At 57.4% G+C, this 17873-nt stretch carries 13 protein-coding genes; 7 read left to right on the forward strand and 6 right to left on the reverse strand.

The annotated features are described in order from the left end of the window. Positions 1–995, forward strand: a 995-nt coding sequence (locus QT222_RS21970; RefSeq protein ID WP_491478367.1) for a lanthionine synthetase LanC family protein, incomplete at its 5' end; no start/stop codon positions are given. A gap of 1157 nt (positions 996–2152) precedes the next feature. Here QT222_RS21970 and QT222_RS21975 read toward each other — a convergent pair. From QT222_RS21975 to QT222_RS22000, 6 genes are all read right to left on the reverse strand, one after another. Continuing rightward, a complete protein-coding gene (locus tag QT222_RS21975) occupies positions 2153–3754 on the reverse strand; it encodes an oleate hydratase (protein ID WP_004056315.1) in 1602 nt (533 codons plus the stop codon). A gap of 361 nt (positions 3755–4115) precedes the next feature. Next, on the reverse strand, positions 4116–4262 hold the full coding sequence (locus QT222_RS21980; RefSeq protein ID WP_155844699.1) for a hypothetical protein: 147 nt from the start codon (positions 4260–4262) through the stop codon (positions 4116–4118). A 122-nt stretch (positions 4263–4384) separates the two neighbouring features. Next, positions 4385–7576: a type 2 lanthipeptide synthetase LanM family protein gene (locus tag QT222_RS21985; protein ID WP_491478368.1), complete on the reverse strand. Its 3192-nt coding sequence runs from the start codon at positions 7574–7576 to the stop codon at positions 4385–4387. 86 nt (positions 7577–7662) lie between these two features. Beyond that, the gene (locus QT222_RS21990; protein WP_491478369.1) at positions 7663–8319 is read right to left on the reverse strand and encodes a DUF2238 domain-containing protein; all 657 of its coding nucleotides are present in this window, start codon (positions 8317–8319) and stop codon (positions 7663–7665) included. A gap of 77 nt (positions 8320–8396) precedes the next feature. After that, positions 8397–9704 carry an MFS transporter gene (locus tag QT222_RS21995; RefSeq protein ID WP_491478370.1) on the reverse strand — a complete coding sequence of 436 codons (1308 nt, stop codon included), beginning with the start codon at positions 9702–9704 and terminating at the stop codon, positions 8397–8399. A gap of 194 nt (positions 9705–9898) precedes the next feature. Beyond that, on the reverse strand, positions 9899–10525 hold the full coding sequence (locus QT222_RS22000) for a TetR/AcrR family transcriptional regulator (protein ID WP_004056322.1): 627 nt from the start codon (positions 10523–10525) through the stop codon (positions 9899–9901). Between the two features lie 332 nt (positions 10526–10857). Between QT222_RS22000 and QT222_RS22005 the strand changes: the two genes are divergently transcribed. Genes QT222_RS22005 through narH form a run of 6 tightly spaced genes read left to right on the forward strand, consistent with a single transcriptional unit; the run spans position 10858 to position 17763 of the window. Continuing rightward, positions 10858–11433 carry a hypothetical protein gene (locus QT222_RS22005; RefSeq protein ID WP_004056324.1) on the forward strand — a complete coding sequence of 192 codons (576 nt, stop codon included), beginning with the start codon at positions 10858–10860 and terminating at the stop codon, positions 11431–11433. After that, positions 11433–12095: a Rieske 2Fe-2S domain-containing protein gene (locus tag QT222_RS22010; RefSeq protein ID WP_491478371.1), complete on the forward strand. Its 663-nt coding sequence runs from the start codon at positions 11433–11435 to the stop codon at positions 12093–12095. The genes QT222_RS22005 and QT222_RS22010 overlap by 1 nt, the downstream gene beginning before the upstream one ends. Then, positions 12095–13552, forward strand: coding sequence for a cytochrome b (locus QT222_RS22015; RefSeq protein WP_491478372.1), 1458 nt, complete (start codon positions 12095–12097; stop codon positions 13550–13552). The genes QT222_RS22010 and QT222_RS22015 overlap by 1 nt, the downstream gene beginning before the upstream one ends. After that, positions 13545–13757, forward strand: coding sequence for a DUF8120 family protein (locus tag QT222_RS22020; protein WP_004056330.1), 213 nt, complete (start codon positions 13545–13547; stop codon positions 13755–13757). Before QT222_RS22015 ends, QT222_RS22020 begins: the two co-directional genes overlap by 8 nt. Further along, a complete protein-coding gene (narG, locus tag QT222_RS22025) occupies positions 13754–16708 on the forward strand; it encodes a nitrate reductase subunit alpha (protein ID WP_491478373.1) in 2955 nt (984 codons plus the stop codon). Before QT222_RS22020 ends, narG begins: the two co-directional genes overlap by 4 nt. Next, positions 16705–17763 (forward strand): nitrate reductase subunit beta, encoded by a 1059-nt coding sequence (gene narH / locus QT222_RS22030; protein WP_491478374.1) that lies wholly within the window; start codon positions 16705–16707, stop codon positions 17761–17763. Before narG ends, narH begins: the two co-directional genes overlap by 4 nt. Positions 17764–17873: the final 110 nt, after the last annotated feature.

A 17873-nucleotide genomic window follows, 5' to 3' on the forward strand; every position in this document is an offset into this window, starting at 1 on the left:
CCACTGGGGTGGACCAGTACAAGACGTTCGCACTAGAGATACTCAAAGAGACTCGCAAAGCAGTCCGCGCCGAAAGTATTTCACCCGCCCTGTATATGCACGGCGGCACGAACGGTCTCGGTGCTGTCGCTTACGGTCTCGCAGTTGTCGGTGAGTTGGTCGACGAGCAGACATTAGTCGAAGACGCTGCACGAACAGCCGAGTTCGTGACCGACGAGACGTTCGAAACCGATTCAACGTTCGACGTTTCCGGCGGGGCCGCAGGAACGATACTCGGCTTGCTTGCAGCAAACGACCGCCACAGTTCGGAGAGCCTCGTATCGGCGGCAAGAAAGTGTGGTGAGCACCTCTTGGCAAATCGTGTCGAAACTGACGATGGGCTTGCGGTGTGGCAAACACTAGACAATTCCCCACCGCTCACTGGATTTGCCCACGGCGCTATCGGAATCGCATACGCATTGATTCGACTCGCTGACGAGACCGGCGAAGAAAAATATCGAGATGCGGCTTACGAAGCACTCGAATTCGAATCACGGAAATATTCAGAGTCGGAGCGCAACTGGCCCGATAACCGAAGTTGGTCGAACAACCGGTTCCACGACCAGTGGTGTTACGGGCGAAGCGGCGAAGGGCTCGCACGGGCAGGCATGGTAAACTACGACGACGGAGAGATACTGACGAAGGGACTCAAACGTGCAGTCGAAGGGTTCCCACAGCGAGGTCTCAAGGAGTACGACCACCTCTGTTGTGGTGAAACTGGACGTGTCGAGTTCCTCCTTGAAGCAGAAAGACTCGGAGAGCTACCGGATGGAGGCGCAAGAGAACGGATTGGTGCAATCGTCGACCGGAAGGACGAATCAGGGACATACCGAACAGAAGACGATGCGAATCGCATCACCAACCCGACGTTCTTCCACGGTCTCTCTGGAATCGCGTACACGATGCTTCGTGTTACTGCACCGGACCAGATTCCAAACGTGTTACGCTGGGAATGAGAAGACGAGAGTAGAATACAGCGTTAGTTTTTAACTATTCTCACCCCTCCTCAACATCGAGTGGTTCGGAAATACGCTATGTTACGGGTAGACTGGATAGACCGAGGATAAAGGCACAAAAAGAGGCCGAAGCCCGAGATAGAACATTCCTGTATAACATAATATTTTGAGTACAATTACGGAAAAATTGAAGTAATAACCGAATGATATATAGTTTGATGTCAGCATATCAGACATCTGAATTCGGAATGGGGCACAGTAACAAGGACGATGTCCTTAAAAGCCAATTTGACGATCTCTTCGAGAAGTTCTTCGAAATCGAAGGGGTCGGAATCGAAACGACGATATTCGGGTCGTTCTCCTGCGACTGCTCTTGCGGGTCCTGTATCTGCATCACGGATACTCAGTAGGGGACACGGAGGGGACATCATAACACCTCCCGGTTATTTATATAGGGATATACCACGGGGCGAGTAGCAATAGTATTGTGGTTAGTGAAAACTACCGTTAGATAGAATAGTACTATTAGAAGACTTTATTAATGGCACACCTCCAGATGCTCAGAAGAATAGACAAGTGACACACTAGATGATTCAACTATTATTTCTGTATTGACTAGAATGACCACCTATAATAGAATTAATACAGTACATTTAGTTCTAAATCACATAACCCAACCAATCCATCAGAGTATCTACAATATTCATAGAATGACAGACATCTACTAAACAGAATATAGAATGGTTTTATTCTCAAAACTCCATCACAGAGTTTTGAATAAAAACTACAATACAGAGACCACAGTATACAGTAACGTAATCGCTGTAGAGAGAGTACAAATAGGGTTGCCGCGCTGTAATGTCTCTCTACCCATGATAAACCAAACTGTGAGAAGAAGGACAGTGGGCTCGCGGTCCGACCCCTACTATCGAATCCCGGTTCAAGCACGTCGAACTCACTGAATAGTTCAGTTCTGACGAACTGCTAACATCTATATGCGGTCGACTACTAATAGAGGAAGATAAATTATAGTAGCGTTTGCAACTGGTGACACATCCGACCGCACGACACCGGTCGGTCGAGTGTGCAATGACTTGCAAACGCTACTATAGAATGCTAAGGCGTAAAATATCACGCTCAGCTACGGGGACGACGTATCACCGGAATGCAGCCTTCGCAGTGTCCAGTAGCACATCGGGTTCGTACTGATGCGTGCTTATCGGGGGCACCTCTTTTTCAACGTCGAGGAACTCGTAGACGGCGACCATCGCCGAGCGAACCGAATACTCGACAGTAAACACGACATCATCGGGCACTTCGGCGAACTGGCCGATGAATGCGAGATTGTTCGACCCCGCAGGGATGACGTCCGGGCGGTCGCCGGGTACCCGCGGCATGAACTGACTGGTGATAAACGGCATCATGCAGGGGACACAGGTCGAAGTTTCGCGGAGTTCATCGAAGTGCTCGGTGTAATCGAGGTGGTAGCAGAGTTCTTCGAGGAGTTCCTCACCCGTGCAGTCTTCCATCTTCTTCTCGACGTAGTTCCCTTTCTCCTCGGGGAAGAGTCCGTATCCCCAGACGACTTTCACGTCGTCCGGCTGGTTTGCGAAGTGAGGCTGGGCAGCAGTGACGATGGACATGAGCCAGTTCGACTCAGTAAACGTCACGAGGGCGTTACCGGGCTCTTCGCGAGTGACTTCGACGATGTGTTCGAGGAAGTCGGGTTCGCGGAGCGTGAGCGTGAACGACTCCCACTTCGATTCGGGGATATGGTCGGCGAACGCCTCGGGTGTCCCGAGTTCGGGGTGGTCCTCGGCGAGTGATTTCCACAACTCGAAGGACGTCCCGCTGGACTTGAGGTCGGGAGCCTCCGTCATTGACCCAAGACTCAGACCGTCGGTCATCGAGCCGTTTGTGACGAAGACGAAGTCTGCTGGGTCGACGGTAATCTCTTTCGCCGTGCTGTCAGCACCCTTGTAGCGAATTGCCTCGACGGTCTTCCCCGAGCGCCCCGGGACAACATCGAGATCGGTCACGGTGTGGTTGGTACGGAAGTCGACGTCACGGTCATCGAGCCACCGACGAAGCGGGCGGACGATGGAGTCGTACTGATTGTATTTCGTACGCGCGACGCCGCTGAGCGTGTGCAGGCGAGGGAATTCCTGCGTGAAGCGCTGCATATAGCGGCGCATCTCCGCGACGCTGTGCCACGGCTGGAAGGCGAACGTCGTCGCCCACAGGTACCAGAAGGTCGTATCGAAGAACGATTCGGAGAACCATTCTTCGATTCGAGTGTCGCCGAGTTTCGCCTCGGGCGTAAGCAAGAGGCGAATCATCGAAAGACGGTGTTCGGTCTCGAAGCCGTAGGAGGAGACATCGAGTATCTCCTGGTCCGAACCCACGAGTCGCGCCTCGGCGTACGTGTCGTGCCGTTCGTTGAACTCGTCCATCTCGGCCTTGATGCTGGTGTCAGGGTCCTCAAGCGATGGAATCGAGTCGAGGAGGTTCCACGTACACTCGTAAGTCGGGAAGTTAAACATGCGGCCACCAGGAAGGATGTAGCCCTCCTCGGGGACGCCCCGACCGTCGAGTGCACCGCCGAACACCTCCCGTTTTTCGAGGATATGAACGTTCTCACCGGGCATTCCGGCATCGCGAACCAGAAACGCGGCCCCGGCGAGAGAAGCGATACCGCCCCCGACGAAGTAGGCCTCCCGCTCCGCAACAGCCGCCTTCTGTGTGTCGGAGTCACTCATAAGCTCGTCCTCCTGTTCGATATGGACGTAATCTGTGCGTGCACTACATTCGAACGCTGAATCCCAGTGTTAGACTGTATTTGTTTAGTCATGGTCTCTTTTCGGCTGAATATCGGTGTCATAGATGTATAAACTAACGTCGAATTCTCAGTTTATGGGAGAGAAGGCGTTAGGGATAGGCTCGAACGTCGCATACAAAGTGTGGTAGGTGACGGTCTCCGTAGACTCATCTGGCGACTTCATTACTGGTCTCGAATTCAGCCGTGACAAGGAATGAGAGTACACTCGATTACGGCGGTTGTGACGGATGAATAACCGAACTACGTCAAAAAAACAGAGAGGAGTCGATCCGTAATTCCACTTAGCCCCAGCTCGAGAAGGGACTGCAGGTGAACCCACATCCGTCGCGGTGGTCCGCCGTGACTTCGGACACGTCGTCGACAGTCTGCATGAATTCGTTGTCGTACTGTTCTTTGCTACCAGCCTTGTTATCAAGTGCAACTGACATTGCAAAAGTAATTCTCGACAACATACATGTTAAATCTTTATATGTTTTGTAATTCGTTATATTTTTGCTAACTTCGAATGAATGTTATTGACTGGAATTCCCGACCAGCGGGCGGTACTCAACTACTCAAGCAAGAGAACGGAAGGCAACGTGTCGGGAGCTTCGAGACGAAGCAGCGTGTAGGCGGGGCCGCAAACACCGTCGAAAAACGTCGGGTTCACGAACTCGCGGATGTGACCGGGTAGAGATAAGATTCCGTCGCGCTCTCGGCGAGCGAGACACCTCGATGCGAGTTCGTCCGCGAGTGTCCCATCACAGCCAGCTCGGCGCGAGCCCACGAGGAGGGCTTCAACACGACCGAAGTTCCCACAACAGAGATTGTCAAGGTGCAGCGGTTCGGCTGTTCCGGTTTTAGTCAGCGCATCCCCTGCCTCGGAGATGAGTGCGTCGTTGCCGAGTTGCGTCCCGATTCCGATTCGACCGAGCGCAATTCCAGTCCGTCCGTGACACCAGCGGTCCTGATAGGAGTCTGCAGTCGCTGAGCGCGGCCAGTTGGTGCGGGACGGGGAGTACAACGCCGACTCGAAATCGATTGCCTCTCGGGCTGCGTCGGCATACCTTGGGTCACCAGTCGAGGCCGCCAAGCGCGCAAGCGCGTACGCTATTCCGCTGGAACCGTGTGCAAACCCGGTGAGTGGTACGCTCCTCTCAGTCGTTTCCCAGACGAAGTGGCCAGCAACGTGGGTCCGAGCGTTGAGGAGTCGGTCGCCGCAGTCGACCGCCAGTTCGAGGACGCTATCGTTACCGTATCGTTCGTGGTACGCAAGCAAACCGTGGAGTGTCCCCGCGACGCCTGCTACAACATCGAGGGAATCGGCGTCGGTGATATCGTCCGCGGAGAGTGTTCGAGTCGCCGCCAGCGCAGCCTCCCGGTAGCTGTCGTCACCAAGGAGGTCAGCAACCACCGAAAGGACGTAGACGACCGAGCCGATTCCCTGAAACCCGCCGTGCTCGGCGGGAATCGATCCGCTAGCGATGCCGTCGACAACCGAGGAGAGAACCTCGTCGGCCAGTTCCAGGTAGTGCACTCGGCCGGTCGCATCGTACAGGGCCGCCGCGGTCAGCGCAATGCCGCCGGTTCCCCAAAACAGGGAGTTGTCGGCCGGATAGAGGTTGATCCCCGATTCGGGGACGATAGACACCCAACCCGGACCGCAGCCCGCTTCGACGCGTGCGTCGACCGCGCTGTCGAACAGATCGACCGCCGCCTGCTCGTAGCGACCTGTCGAGGCTCGCCGCCGAAGCTTCTGTTCCGATTGTTCAGTCAGCTCCGGGGGGGTACATCCCGCCGTCATTGATTCCCCCAGTGCCTGCCGAATCAACCACGTCTGGCGACGGCGATCAGTCTCACTCATCCCATCGAGTCGTTGCCGAACGAACTCATATCCCGTTTTGTCGGCGACGACATCCAATTGTTCGTCGCGGTAGAATAGCGCTCGCTGATCGGTACGCGACGCAAATCGTGGGATATCGAGATCTCGGAGCGCACGTCGTTCGGAGTCGTACAGCGACCAGAGTCTGTCCGTCTCCACGGTCCCGTCGAAAAACGGCACCGCAAGTCGCTCGTACTCGACGGTGAGTCGAGCACCGTCTCGGAGCGAGTTTCGAGCAGCGGCCGACCGAAGGATCGAAGCGTATCGACCGGTGGACCGATACAGCAGTCGAGTGTTACCCCCGGCGACCAGTTCTGGGTCTGCGACGTCGTTGAGGAACCTCCCGGTCTCGTGCAGTTCGTGGATGGTTTCGTACGTCTCCTCGAACCCACCGACCAGCGCGTCCACGTGGTCACTCGGCGGATGGTCTACGCCGCTGACGGACGGTGTGTTGGTGTATGGATCGACTGTCACGGCTTCCATGTCGACCGCCATAACGTCCGTGTTGACCGCCTCGATAGTCGGGCGAGACTGGTTCGGGAGTGCCGTCTCCTCGCTATCGCTTCCCAACCCGGCGACCTTATCCGCGAATCGCCTGCCGTGTGCTTCTCGGGGATCGCCGACGGAGAACGGCAACATCACGGACAGGAGGACGGACCGATCAACCGCTGCGCTCGCTTCAGTTTCGAACGGCTTCGCATCCGACTCTACGTGGGGGTGGAAGATTGTCTCGCCGTCGACGACCGTGGGCGTCGCCCCGTCGACGAGTAGGTTCTCGTAGTGACAGTCGGTGAAGTTGAGCACGTAGGCGAGACACAAAAGCGACCCGGCACGTTCGTAGTAGCGGTCGGCCGCAGATTCGTCAGGGAGGTCGCGGTATTCGACGAGCTCCATCCACCCGTACCCGTCGCGTGGAAGCAACGACGGCGTCTCGAATCTTGGCGTCGGGAGATACTCGTCCAACCGATTGAGAATGGTGTAAAATGTGACTTCACCATCGAGAGGCCGTGGTTTGTAGACAACCGACCCGTCCTCGAATGAAACTTGTACCGGAACTCGACCACCAGCGTGGGTATCCGTAGTAAGCGGATTAAGGTCAGTCACTGACCCCTCAATGCCGAACCGCTGCCGCAGGGCTTCACGGTCAGTCTGCAATCGTCGGCACAACTCTTCGACAGCGCTCTGCCAGTTATCGAGAAGGGTCGTCAGCTGTCGCGCAAGTACCGGGTACTCCAGACATAGATTTTTGAATCCCTGTCCGAGCATCGCCTCGATAAACTGTTCGTAGTACTCCGTAGATGGCTCAGAGACTGCAGCAGGATTTGTCGCCGCCAGTTCTGGGTCGTGAACCTCGACGAAGCTTTTGAATTCGACGTACAACACCCGGACACAAAGCGACCGAAGTCGATCCACGAGTTGTCTCTCCATCGACGAAACCGCCGCCATCGAAACGACCGTTTGGGATAGTTGGTCGCAGGCGAAACTGGCAATCGCGGTGAGTAGTTCTCCGAAGGGGGTCTGGTCAGGTGTCGAGACGGATTTTCGGGTTATTTTAGTACACGTGCCGACGTGTTGGACTAAATCCGACAACGTATCAACCCAGTCTGGAAGTGGCTCAGTTTCAGGCCAGTGGGTCGCTGCGATTTGTTCGCGGACAGCCGTTTCCGTAAAGCCATCGTGTGCGAGTCGGGCACGGAACGACTCGTCATCCGGGAATAGATGCTTCCATTCGTCGAAAATCTCCGTAGGATCGATTGGCGGCGGCGAACCGGCGCTGTTGGCCGGGCCATCGAGACGCTCTGCGAGTGTTCGTGCACGCCCAGCAATCTCGTGCCGCTCCGATTCCGTGAGCACAGTCCCCATCGTGTAGACGCGGTTCATTCTGAATATAATGTAGTATGTATGATTGGTTTATGAATTATTGTCCTGAAGAGACGGGGAGGAGCAGTCAGAGGTCGTCGGTGTCATCACGAATTGGATGGTGTCGGAAATTCGGCCTGAATAACGTCGTCAAGGAGTTCGGTTCCACGGGTCGCAACAGCAACACCGCCGACCATATCAAACACGAGGTCAAGCAACGTGTCTTCGAGTCCGTACTGAACTAACACGGGCTCACCCCCGAGTAGGAAGGCGAGGCGGCTCACGGCGAATTCGAGAACCTCCCATAGAACTCCGAATGCTAACACGAACAACACGATATATACGAACATAAACCGGGGTGGAAGCTCGATTGCCCCACCGTGCGAATCTACTATCCGCGCGGTGGAGTAGCCGACAGCGGCGACGACTGAAGCGGACAAGCTGTGGGTAAGGTGGTCCCACCACCACACTGACTGGTACGGGTTCAGCGGCGTCCATGGAACCCCCACCATTCCAAACGCGTGGAGAAACACGGCGGACGTAATCCAGAGGGACAACCGAGTATCGAGGCTGACGTCATACTCTCGTTCGAGAACGGCGGGAAGATGCGTCACGCACAGTGCAACTACCGTATTAACGATGATGCTCGAATCACCGTCGTAAAGCCCAACGAGTAGGATACCGATTAAGGATACCTGTATCGCTCGCGCGAGTCGGCGCTGACGGGACGCCGAAAGGCGGGGAAAGTTCCAGAGCTGTACCATAACGTCACTGGAGGCCAGCACCGGTCGAATGCGATGGACGAGACTGCAAGCACGGGGGACTCGCGGTGACAGAGGAGCTACTCATCCGAACTCCCACCCAGCGTGGTCGAGAATAATTCTTCGAAGCGGGTGAGGAGATGGTCGAGTTCCCGCGGCGCACCAGTTCGAGTCTCTTCGACCTGCGTATAGACGAGGACGGCACCGAGAGCGGAGACAATTCCGCCGAACGCGAACGGAACGACGTAGCCATAGCGAATCAAGAACCCAGATGCGAGCGGCCCAATAGCAGTTCCGAGCCCGAAACTCATCGTCAGGATAGATAGTTTAGTTCCGGATTCTCCTTTCGCCGCCAAGTCACCAGCGAGTGCCAATGCGGGTGCGAATACCATCGCTGCTGCCGCTCCTTGAGCGAACCGCGCGGCGATCATCTGCCACGGTGCAGTGACGAATCCTTGAAGGAACGTCACGGGGGCGAACAAGAGGAATCCGCCGATAATGAACGGGCGACGCCCGTACCGGTCGCTCGCCCTCCCCACGGGAATTTGCGTAATCAACTCCGCCACAGTGAACGCAGCGAACTCGACACCAAACAAGGCGGCATTTTGACTGAGATGGTCGTTGATAACCGGTTGGATCGTCGAAAAGAGCGCCATACCCGTCGCAACAAACAGCGAAGCAAGGCCAAGTGTGAAGAGAGGATCGAGCAGGGAGTCATCGTCAGCAAACACGGACAACGCAAATCCCGAGTCGCTACTCGGCGAAATTGTCTCCGGATCAGAAACGAACACGGACACGATAAACGCGCTTACGATTGCGCCCAACGCTGGGATAAAGAAAGCAGCGTCGAATCCAGAGAGAGTAACTCCGACGAGGGGCACTGCGTAGGACTCGTTGCTTACGACTGCTCCCGCAATAAGAGGCCCTAATCCGTATCCAATGAGGCGGAACACGTTGAAAACACCCATATCTCCACCGCGAGTTTCTGCTGTCGCGAGTTCGTTTACGAGTGCCACCGTCGCTGTAACCGTGAAAGCGACACCGATACCCTGCAATGCTCTGATAGCGAGAAGCGAGGGATAACTCTCCGCCCACGAATATGCGAAGTTAGCAACGGCTAAGACCGCAAGACCGACGAGGATGAACGGCTTTCGCTTGCCAGTCGTGTCAGAAAGTCTCCCGGTGATTGGCTGAATAGTACTATTTAGGAATCCAAAGACAGAGAGGATAAGTCCCGTGACGAGTGATTCAGTGAGCCCAAACGCACTGCCAGTGACGCCACCCTTGGCGATGTACAACGGGAGGACGACGATAAGAAACGAGTTGCAAAATGCATCGACCATCCGAGCGAGTGCCAACGCGAAAAGGCGACGGTCTATCCCAAACATGGTGAAATCAGAGCCCTCCTGACCGTGTATCACCAACGGGGGACTGTTTCAGGCGGGTGCGTAGCTTGCTCCGTGACTTCTTCTGATTAAACGAATAGCGTCTTGTCTCAGATATCCGAATCATGCTATGCTAACTAACCAGTTAGTTAGATGGCTAATAAAATTTCTGGACCGACACTCGAAAGCCGACGAAGTTACGTTCTGTCGGAGGTACGCAACTCGCTCAGAAACTGGTCCTGGAGGGCGTCTCGAACCTCTTCACCGACACACTCCCGGTTGGTCGTACTGTAGTAATCACGGCCACCCATAATCGCAGCCAGAATTAGTGTCGCCGTCTGCTCCGAATCGACTGGATTGAAAACCCCTTGTTCGATTCCATCGTCGATGATGGTGGTCAACATGTCCTTCAACAGTTCGTAGTTCAGCGTTAGTTGTTCTCGATACGAATCGTTGTGAGGAGCGTGTGCACGAACTTCGAGAAGCGCTGCAGGAAATCCGGGAGCCGTCTCATCTGAGGTATCGTCGTCAAATTCTAGTAGTAGCCGGTCTACGAGTGCACTCAACCGGGCATCCGGGTCGTCAATCGTCTCGAAATCTAAGCGTCGGATAAACCGGTCGAGAAGATAGTCAAGAAATGCGACGAGGAGTTCGTCTTTCGTATCGTAGTGGTAGTGTAAGACAGCTTTTGTTTTATCGAACTCGTCAGCGATTGCTTGCATCGTGAGGTTAGCATACCCGTGCTTCCGGAGGGCTCGTAATGTCGCCTCCATGATTTCTTCCGCGGTGTCCGATGGTCCTTGATCTGCGTCGGTGTATTTCATACAACAATATTCGCGGGGAGAAGTATAGACTCAATGCTCCGAGACCGATTCCTAAAGATGACCGGTGCCTGACGAAATCCGGTCTACGCGAGTCAGACACCGATCCAATAAGACCGGGTTGGAGGAGCAGTACTAAAACAAGTCAAGAAAGCACTCGATTTTGCTTATAATAACCCCACACCCTATGGTCGAGATGTTACTGGAGTTGGGTTCGATTTTCGAACGAGCTAAAGCATGTCAAACATCAGCCCGCTGGTACTCGGCTCGGGTATTCGACAGGATACACCTGACCGAAGCGACTGGTGCCGAGCCAAGACATGGAGTGAGCACCCATGAGGCGAGAGACAGTCGCCATCTTGCTGCTGGTCGTCGCCGTGCTCCTCCCGATGTGGTACGTTGCACTGCACGGAGAACCACCGAGTGAGCAAGTCGAAATCGACCAGAGCGTCACCGAGATGCGCCCACTACAGGAAATCGTCGACACGCCCGAAAAGCTCGCACCGAGTCAAGTTGGCGTCATTGTCTGGGTTGCGCTGTTCGGGTTGGTCGGGGTACTCACCGCAGTCCACCGGTTCATGGACTCGGCGGTCCGGGCTAATCGTTCGGACGATACCACAGTCACAGACGGTGGACAGGTCGGACTCCCGTGGTTTTGGACTGACGACCGATGGGTCGTGGAGTATCGTGATGCCTCGGACGCCATCGAGGGAATCGTGGCGATGGGTGGACTGACGATACTTGCTATCGTCTTTGCGACGCTGTTTACCGGCGAATACCTCACACTCGCGCGGACGCAGTACTTCGGCGTCTACGCGATGGGGATGTTCGTCTCACTGGCCCTGCTCACCGTCTCGTATTATGCGTGGTTCCTTCCCCACGTCGAAGTCGCAGAACGGAGGGGACACTGATGGAGACAGACAGACAGGGTTCCGAGTCAGGAGCCTGCGACGGGTGTTGTAGCGACTGTTCAGATGAGAGAACACAGAGTCAACAGCCAACTATCTTCACCGATACGCGCGCATCGCTCGCCCGTCGCGACTACGCCAAACTACTCGCCAGCGTCGGTGGGTTGACGGCTGTCGCGAGCCTCACAGCACCGCTAGCTGGGCTGACGCGGGTGTTCGAGCGCGAGTACACCGGCCCTGTGTACTCTGACGGCATCTATCTCGTCGACGGCGATGGAAACCGAATCGAAGAAAAGGCGCTGTCGGAGGGTGAGAAGATGACAGTGTTCCCCGAGCCGCGACCGGGAATCGAGAAGGCACCGACGCTCCTCGTCCGGCACGCGGAGGACGCCTACAGCGACGCCGTCAAAACGGAATACATGGTCGCGGGCTACACGGCCTACTCGAAGGTCTGTACCCATGCAGGCTGTATGGTCTCTAACGAAGAAGACGGGACGCTCGTGTGCCCGTGTCACTTCGGGAAATTCGACCCAACCGACGGCGCGGCGGTCGTCGGTGGACCACCGTCGCGGGCGCTCCCGCAACTTCCGATTACCGTCTCCAGCGAGGGGTACCTTATCGCCACGGGCGATTTCAACGGGCCGGTCGGCCCGGGTGGTGACTGATGTCCCGAATCGACCGACTCGCCGACCAGAGCGCGGACGCCGGAAACCGCGTGTACGACTGGATGAACGCCCGATTCGACCTGGATAGCGGCCGTAAATTCCTCGGCAAGGCCTTCCCCGCAGAAGACTCGTTCCTTCTCGGAGAAGTCGCCCTGTTTTGTTTCCTGCTTCTCGTCCTGACGGGGATGTTCCTCGGGATGTTCTTCGAACCGTCGACGAGCGATGTCAAGTACGAAGGAAGCGTTGCCAAGTTCCAAGGAGAGGAGGTTCCGGAAGCGTTCGCAAGCGTCCTGCACATCACCTACGACATCCCGTTCGGGATGTTCATCCGGCGGATGCATCACTGGGCAGCCCACCTGTTCGTCGCCTCCATCGGGCTACATATGCTCAGGGTGTTCTTCACCGGAGCGTATCGAAACCCGCGTGAGCCGAACTGGGTCGTCGGCACCGCTCTCGCTGGACTCTCGATGGGCGCAGCCTACACTGGCTATGCGCTCCCGTTCGACGAGTTCGCCGCGACGGCGACGGGCATCGGCTACAACCTCGCAACGTCGATACCACTCGTGGGTGAAATCATCGGGAAAGCGTTCTTCGGCGGTGAGTTCCCGTCGAGTGCGACGATTCCTCGGCTCTACTTCATCCACGTCCTCATCATCCCCATCGCAATCGGGGTGTTGCTGGCGATTCACATGATGATTCTCGTCCGGCAGAAACACACCGAAGCACCCCGTGACGACGACGTTCGAGGACTCACGCCGAAGGGTGGACAGCCAACAGATGGAGCCGTGACGAGTGACGGCGGAACCGAGTCCGTCGTCCCGAAAGAAGACGACAGCGTCGTCGTCGGACTACCGGCGTTCCCGAACCAGACGGCTGTGAGCGCAGTCGTCTTCTTCCTCACGCTGGCGACGGTCGCGATGCTGGCCGGATTCCTGCCAGTTCACAACATCGCGGAGTACGGGCCGAACAACCCCGCCGGAACGCCGGAACTCATCATGCCGGACTGGTTCCTGATGTGGGTGTACGGGCTCTTGAAGCTCCTGCCATCGTGGATGAGCTTCACGATTCCGGTCGTCGACATCCACATCTCGACCGAGTTCGTCGGCGGCGTCCTGCTTCCGACGCTCGTCTTCGGTATTATCGCCGTGTGGCCGTTCGTCGATTACCACGACAAATCGGTTCACTTCACCGCAAACCCGCTGGACAGGTCGTGGCAGACCGCAGTCGGTGTCGCGGCGGTCCAGTTCATCATGATTGCCTCCATCGCGGGCATGAACAACCTCCTCGGTCGAGCACTCGGCGTCGGGACGGGCGTAATAAACCCGATTCTCACCGTCGCGTTGTTCGTCATTCCAATCGGGTCCGGCCTCCTGACGTACCGGATTCTAGAGGACAGCACCGAGCAGGAGCACGCCAGACAGTACACGGAACAGGCAGAGGAGGCCGACGATGACTGATGCCGATACTGGAGCAGTTCCGACGAGAAGTATCGAACTGTCGGCACGGACGTATCGACACCTCGACCGCGCGAGTAAACTCCTCGGTGTGGCGCTCGTCGCTCTCGGCCTCGACATGGGCGGCGACACGCTCACCGGGGTCGCACTCGGCGTGCTCGGCGTGGCACTGGCACTAGCGACAGTTTTCGTACACACAAACCAATGAGCCGAAACGACGCATCCCAACTCGACGACGGCGAGACGACAGCCGAATCGCCACCAGACGACCAAGCAAACGACGCGCCCGAAGTCGGTGACCCGCCGGGAGACCCGGTGGACGCCGATAGTGGAGTCTCTCGACGGACCTTCCTCGAAGGAATCGGCGTGGCGTCGTTGCTCGGTATCGGAACCTCCGCAGCCTCCGACGACAGTCTCTTTCAAATGGGCGGGCTGAAACCCGTCGACGACCCCATCGGCAACTACCCCTACCGCGACTGGGAGGACCTCTACCGCGAGAAGTGGGACTGGGACTCGGTCTCCCGTTCGACCCACAGCGTCAACTGCACCGGCAGTTGCTCGTGGAACGTCTACGTGAAAAACGGCCAAGTGTGGCGAGAAGAGCAGTCGGGGGACTACCCGCGCTTCGACGAAAGCCTCCCGGACCCGAACCCACGCGGCTGTCAGAAAGGTGCGTGTTACACCGACTACGTCAACGCCGACCAGCGCATCAAACACCCGCTCAAGCGCGTCGGCGAACGCGGCGAAGGAAAGTGGAAACGCATCTCGTGGGACGAAGCGCTCACAGAAATCGCAGAACACGTCGTCGACGAGGTGGAGGCTGGTCGGTACGACGCCATCAGCGGTTTTACACCGATTCCAGCGATGAGTCCGGTTTCGTTCGCCAGCGGCTCTCGACTCGTCAACCTGCTCGGCGGCGTCAGTCACTCGTTTTACGACTGGTACTCCGACCTCCCGCCGGGGCAACCGATTACGTGGGGGACGCAGACGGACAACGCCGAAAGCGCCGACTGGTACAACGCCGACTACATCATCGCGTGGGGGTCGAACATCAACGTCACCCGTATCCCGGACGCGAAGTACTTCCTCGAATCGGGGTACAATGGGACCAAGCGCGTCGGCGTGTTCACCGACTACTCGCAGACTGCAATCCACACGGACGAGTGGCTCAGTCCCGACTCGGGGACGGACACTGCCCTCGCGCTCGGGATGGCACAAACCATCGTCGACGAAGGGCTGTACGACGAGGCGCACCTCAAAGAGCAGACGGATATGCCGCTTTTGGTCCGGCAGGACACGGGCAAGTTCCTTCGGGCAAGCGACGTGCCGTCGGTCAACACCGACGCGGACCGACCCGAGTGGATGCTCCTCATGCTCGACTCGAACGGGCGAATCCGCGAGGCACCGGGGTCCCTCGGCGAACGCGACGGGCAGAAAGACTACTCGAAGAGCATCGAACTGGACTTCGACCCGCAACTCGACGGCGAAACAACGGTCCAAACCCAAAGTGGGCGCGTTCAGGTCCGGACCGTCTGGGCCGAGTTACGCGACGAACTCGCCAACTGGGACCCGGAGACGGTCCACGAAGAGACAACAGTTGGAAAGGAGACGTACCAGCGAATCGCCCGCGAGTTCGCCGAAGCGGACAAGGCGAAGATTATCCAGGGGAAAGGTGTCAACGACTGGTACCACAACGACCTCGGCAACCGCGCGCTGCAGTTGCTCGTCACCTTGACCGGCAACCTCGGTGAGCAGGGAACCGGCCTCGACCACTACGTCGGGCAAGAGAAGATTTGGACGTTCCACGGCTGGAAGACGCTCTCGTTCCCGACCGGGAAGGTCCGTGGCGTACCGACGACGCTGTGGACCTACTACCACGCCGGTATCCTCGACAACACCGACCCGAACACCGCGGCAAAGATACGAGAATCCATCGACAAGGGCTGGATGCCCGTCTACCCGGAAGAGAGGGATGACGGCTCTCGGCCGGACCCGACGACGATGTTCGTCTGGCGTGGCAACTACTTCAACCAAGCCAAAGGCAACGTCGCCGTCGAAGAGCAACTGTGGCCGAAACTCGACCTCGTCGTCGACATCAACTTCCGGATGGATTCGACGGCGATGTACTCGGACATCGTGTTGCCGACGGCGAGCCACTACGAGAAACACGACCTGTCGATGACGGATATGCACACCTACGTGCATCCCTTTACGCCCGCGGTCGAACCGCTGGGCGAGTCGAAGACCGACTGGCAAATCTTCCGCGAACTCGCACAGAAGATTCAAGAGGTCGCCACCGAACGCGGCGTCGAACCCATCTCGGACCGCAAGTTCGACCGCGAAATCGACCTTCAGTCGGTGTACGACGATTACGTCCGCGACTGGGAAACCGGCGAGGAGGGCGCGCTCGCCGAAGACCGCGCCGCCTGCGAATACATCCTCGAACACTCCGAGGAGTCGAACCCGGCGGACAGCGACGAACAGATTACGTTCGCGGACACGGTCGAACAACCGCAGCGACTGCTCGAAGCGGGTGACCACTGGACCTCAGATATCGAAGACGGCGAGGCCTACGCGCCGTGGAAAGACTTCGTGCAGGACAAAAACCCGTGGCCGACGGTCACCGGCAGACAGCAGTACTACATCGACCACGACTGGTTCCTCGAACTCGGCGAGGAGTTGCCGACGCACAAGGAGGGACCGGAGAACACGGGCGGTGACTACCCCATGGAGTACAACACACCCCACGGACGGTGGGCGATTCACTCGACGTGGCGGGATAGCGAGAAACTGCTCCGTCTCCAGCGGGGCGAACCGCTCCTCTACCTCCACCCGGAGGATGCCGAGGAGCGAGGTATCGAAGACGGCGATTCGGTCGAAGTGTTCAACGACCTCGCGGAGGTCGAATTGCAGGCGAAAATCTATCCGAGCAGTCAGCGCGGCACGGCTCGGATGTACTTCGCGTGGGAGCGGTTCCAGTTCGACAGCGACAGCAACTTCAACTCGCTGGTGCCGATGTACATGAAGCCGACCCAACTGGTGCAATATCCCGAAGATTCGGGCGAGCACCTCCATTTCTTCCCCAACTACTGGGGGCCGACGGGGGTCAACAGCGACGTTCGAGTCGACGTACGGAAAGCCGGAGGTGGTGACGAATGAGTACTGACAGCGATGCCGAGACGGTCGACCTCGCAGACGGCGTCGACCACCAGGTCGCGATGGTGATGGACCTGAACAAGTGTATCGGCTGTCAGACGTGTACAGTCGCGTGCAAGTCGCTGTGGACCGAAGGCGGCGGCCGCGATTACATGTACTGGAACAACGTCGAAACGAAGCCCGGGAAGGGGTACCCGCGCAACTGGGAAGAATCCGGTGGCGGCTGGAAATCGTCCGAGCACAAGGAGCGTAAGCCCGGTCAGATACCCGATAAGGAGGACTACGGCGACGCGTGGGAGTTCAACCACGAGGAGATTATGTACAACGGGAGCGACCGGCCGCTTCGCCCCGACAGCGACCCCGAATGGGGACCGAACTGGGACGAAGACCAAGGTACCGGCGAGTATCCCAACTCGTACTACTTCTACCTCCCGCGTATCTGTAACCACTGTACGCATCCGTCCTGTGTGGAAGCCTGCCCGCGGAAGGCCATCTACAAGCGCGAAGAGGACGGCATCGTCCTCATCGACCAAGAGCGGTGTCGCGGCTACCGATACTGCGTCGAAGGCTGTCCCTACAAGAAGGTGTACTACAACGCGACCCAGAAAACGTCCGAGAAGTGCATCTTCTGTTACCCCCGAATCGAAGGCGAAGGGCCGGACGGTAAGACGTTTGCCCCCGCCTGCGCGGAGGACTGCCCGCCACAACTCCGCCTCGTCGGGTTCCTCGACGATGAGCAGGGACCCATCCACAAACTCGTCGAGGAGTACGAGGTGGCGCTGCCGCTGCACCCGGAGTACCAGACGCAACCGAACGTCTACTACATCCCGCCGTTCGCGCCGCCGCAGCACTCCGAAGACGGTGAGTCGGTGGACGTAGACCGTATTCCGCGGAACTACCTCGAAGAACTGTTCGGCGAGCGCGTCCACGACGCCCTCGACACAATCGAGAGAGAACGCGAGAAAGTCAACCGCGGTGGGGAAAGCGAGCTACTCGATATGCTGACAGACACGAATCCGGCACGAAAGTTCCGATTGGAGGTGTTCGATGATGATTGAGCGTAGCGAAATCTCATCGAGCTCGCTGAGACTCCCGTCTCAGCGGTGTTTGACGATGACTGAGCGCAGCGAAGCATCGTCAATCTCACCGGAGCGAAACTCCGGGGAAA

The sequence above is a fragment of the Haloferax sp. s1 genome (assembly GCF_058382125.1).

Coding starts and splice junctions, on each gene's coding strand:
- QT222_RS21990 (WP_491478369.1), bottom strand. CDS start 8,319: ATGGTACAGCTCTGGAACTTTCCCCGCCTTTCGGCGTCCCGTCAGCGC.
- QT222_RS22020 (WP_004056330.1), top strand. CDS start 13,545: ATGACTGATGCCGATACTGGAGCAGTTCCGACGAGAAGTATCGAACTG.
- QT222_RS21995 (WP_491478370.1), bottom strand. CDS start 9,704: ATGTTTGGGATAGACCGTCGCCTTTTCGCGTTGGCACTCGCTCGGATG.
- narH (WP_491478374.1), top strand. CDS start 16,705: ATGAGTACTGACAGCGATGCCGAGACGGTCGACCTCGCAGACGGCGTC.
- QT222_RS21975 (WP_004056315.1), bottom strand. CDS start 3,754: ATGAGTGACTCCGACACACAGAAGGCGGCTGTTGCGGAGCGGGAGGCC.
- QT222_RS22015 (WP_491478372.1), top strand. CDS start 12,095: ATGTCCCGAATCGACCGACTCGCCGACCAGAGCGCGGACGCCGGAAAC.
- QT222_RS22000 (WP_004056322.1), bottom strand. CDS start 10,525: ATGAAATACACCGACGCAGATCAAGGACCATCGGACACCGCGGAAGAA.
- QT222_RS21980 (WP_155844699.1), bottom strand. CDS start 4,262: ATGTCAGTTGCACTTGATAACAAGGCTGGTAGCAAAGAACAGTACGAC.
- QT222_RS22005 (WP_004056324.1), top strand. CDS start 10,858: ATGAGGCGAGAGACAGTCGCCATCTTGCTGCTGGTCGTCGCCGTGCTC.
- narG (WP_491478373.1), top strand. CDS start 13,754: ATGAGCCGAAACGACGCATCCCAACTCGACGACGGCGAGACGACAGCC.
- QT222_RS21985 (WP_491478368.1), bottom strand. CDS start 7,576: ATGAACCGCGTCTACACGATGGGGACTGTGCTCACGGAATCGGAGCGG.
- QT222_RS22010 (WP_491478371.1), top strand. CDS start 11,433: ATGGAGACAGACAGACAGGGTTCCGAGTCAGGAGCCTGCGACGGGTGT.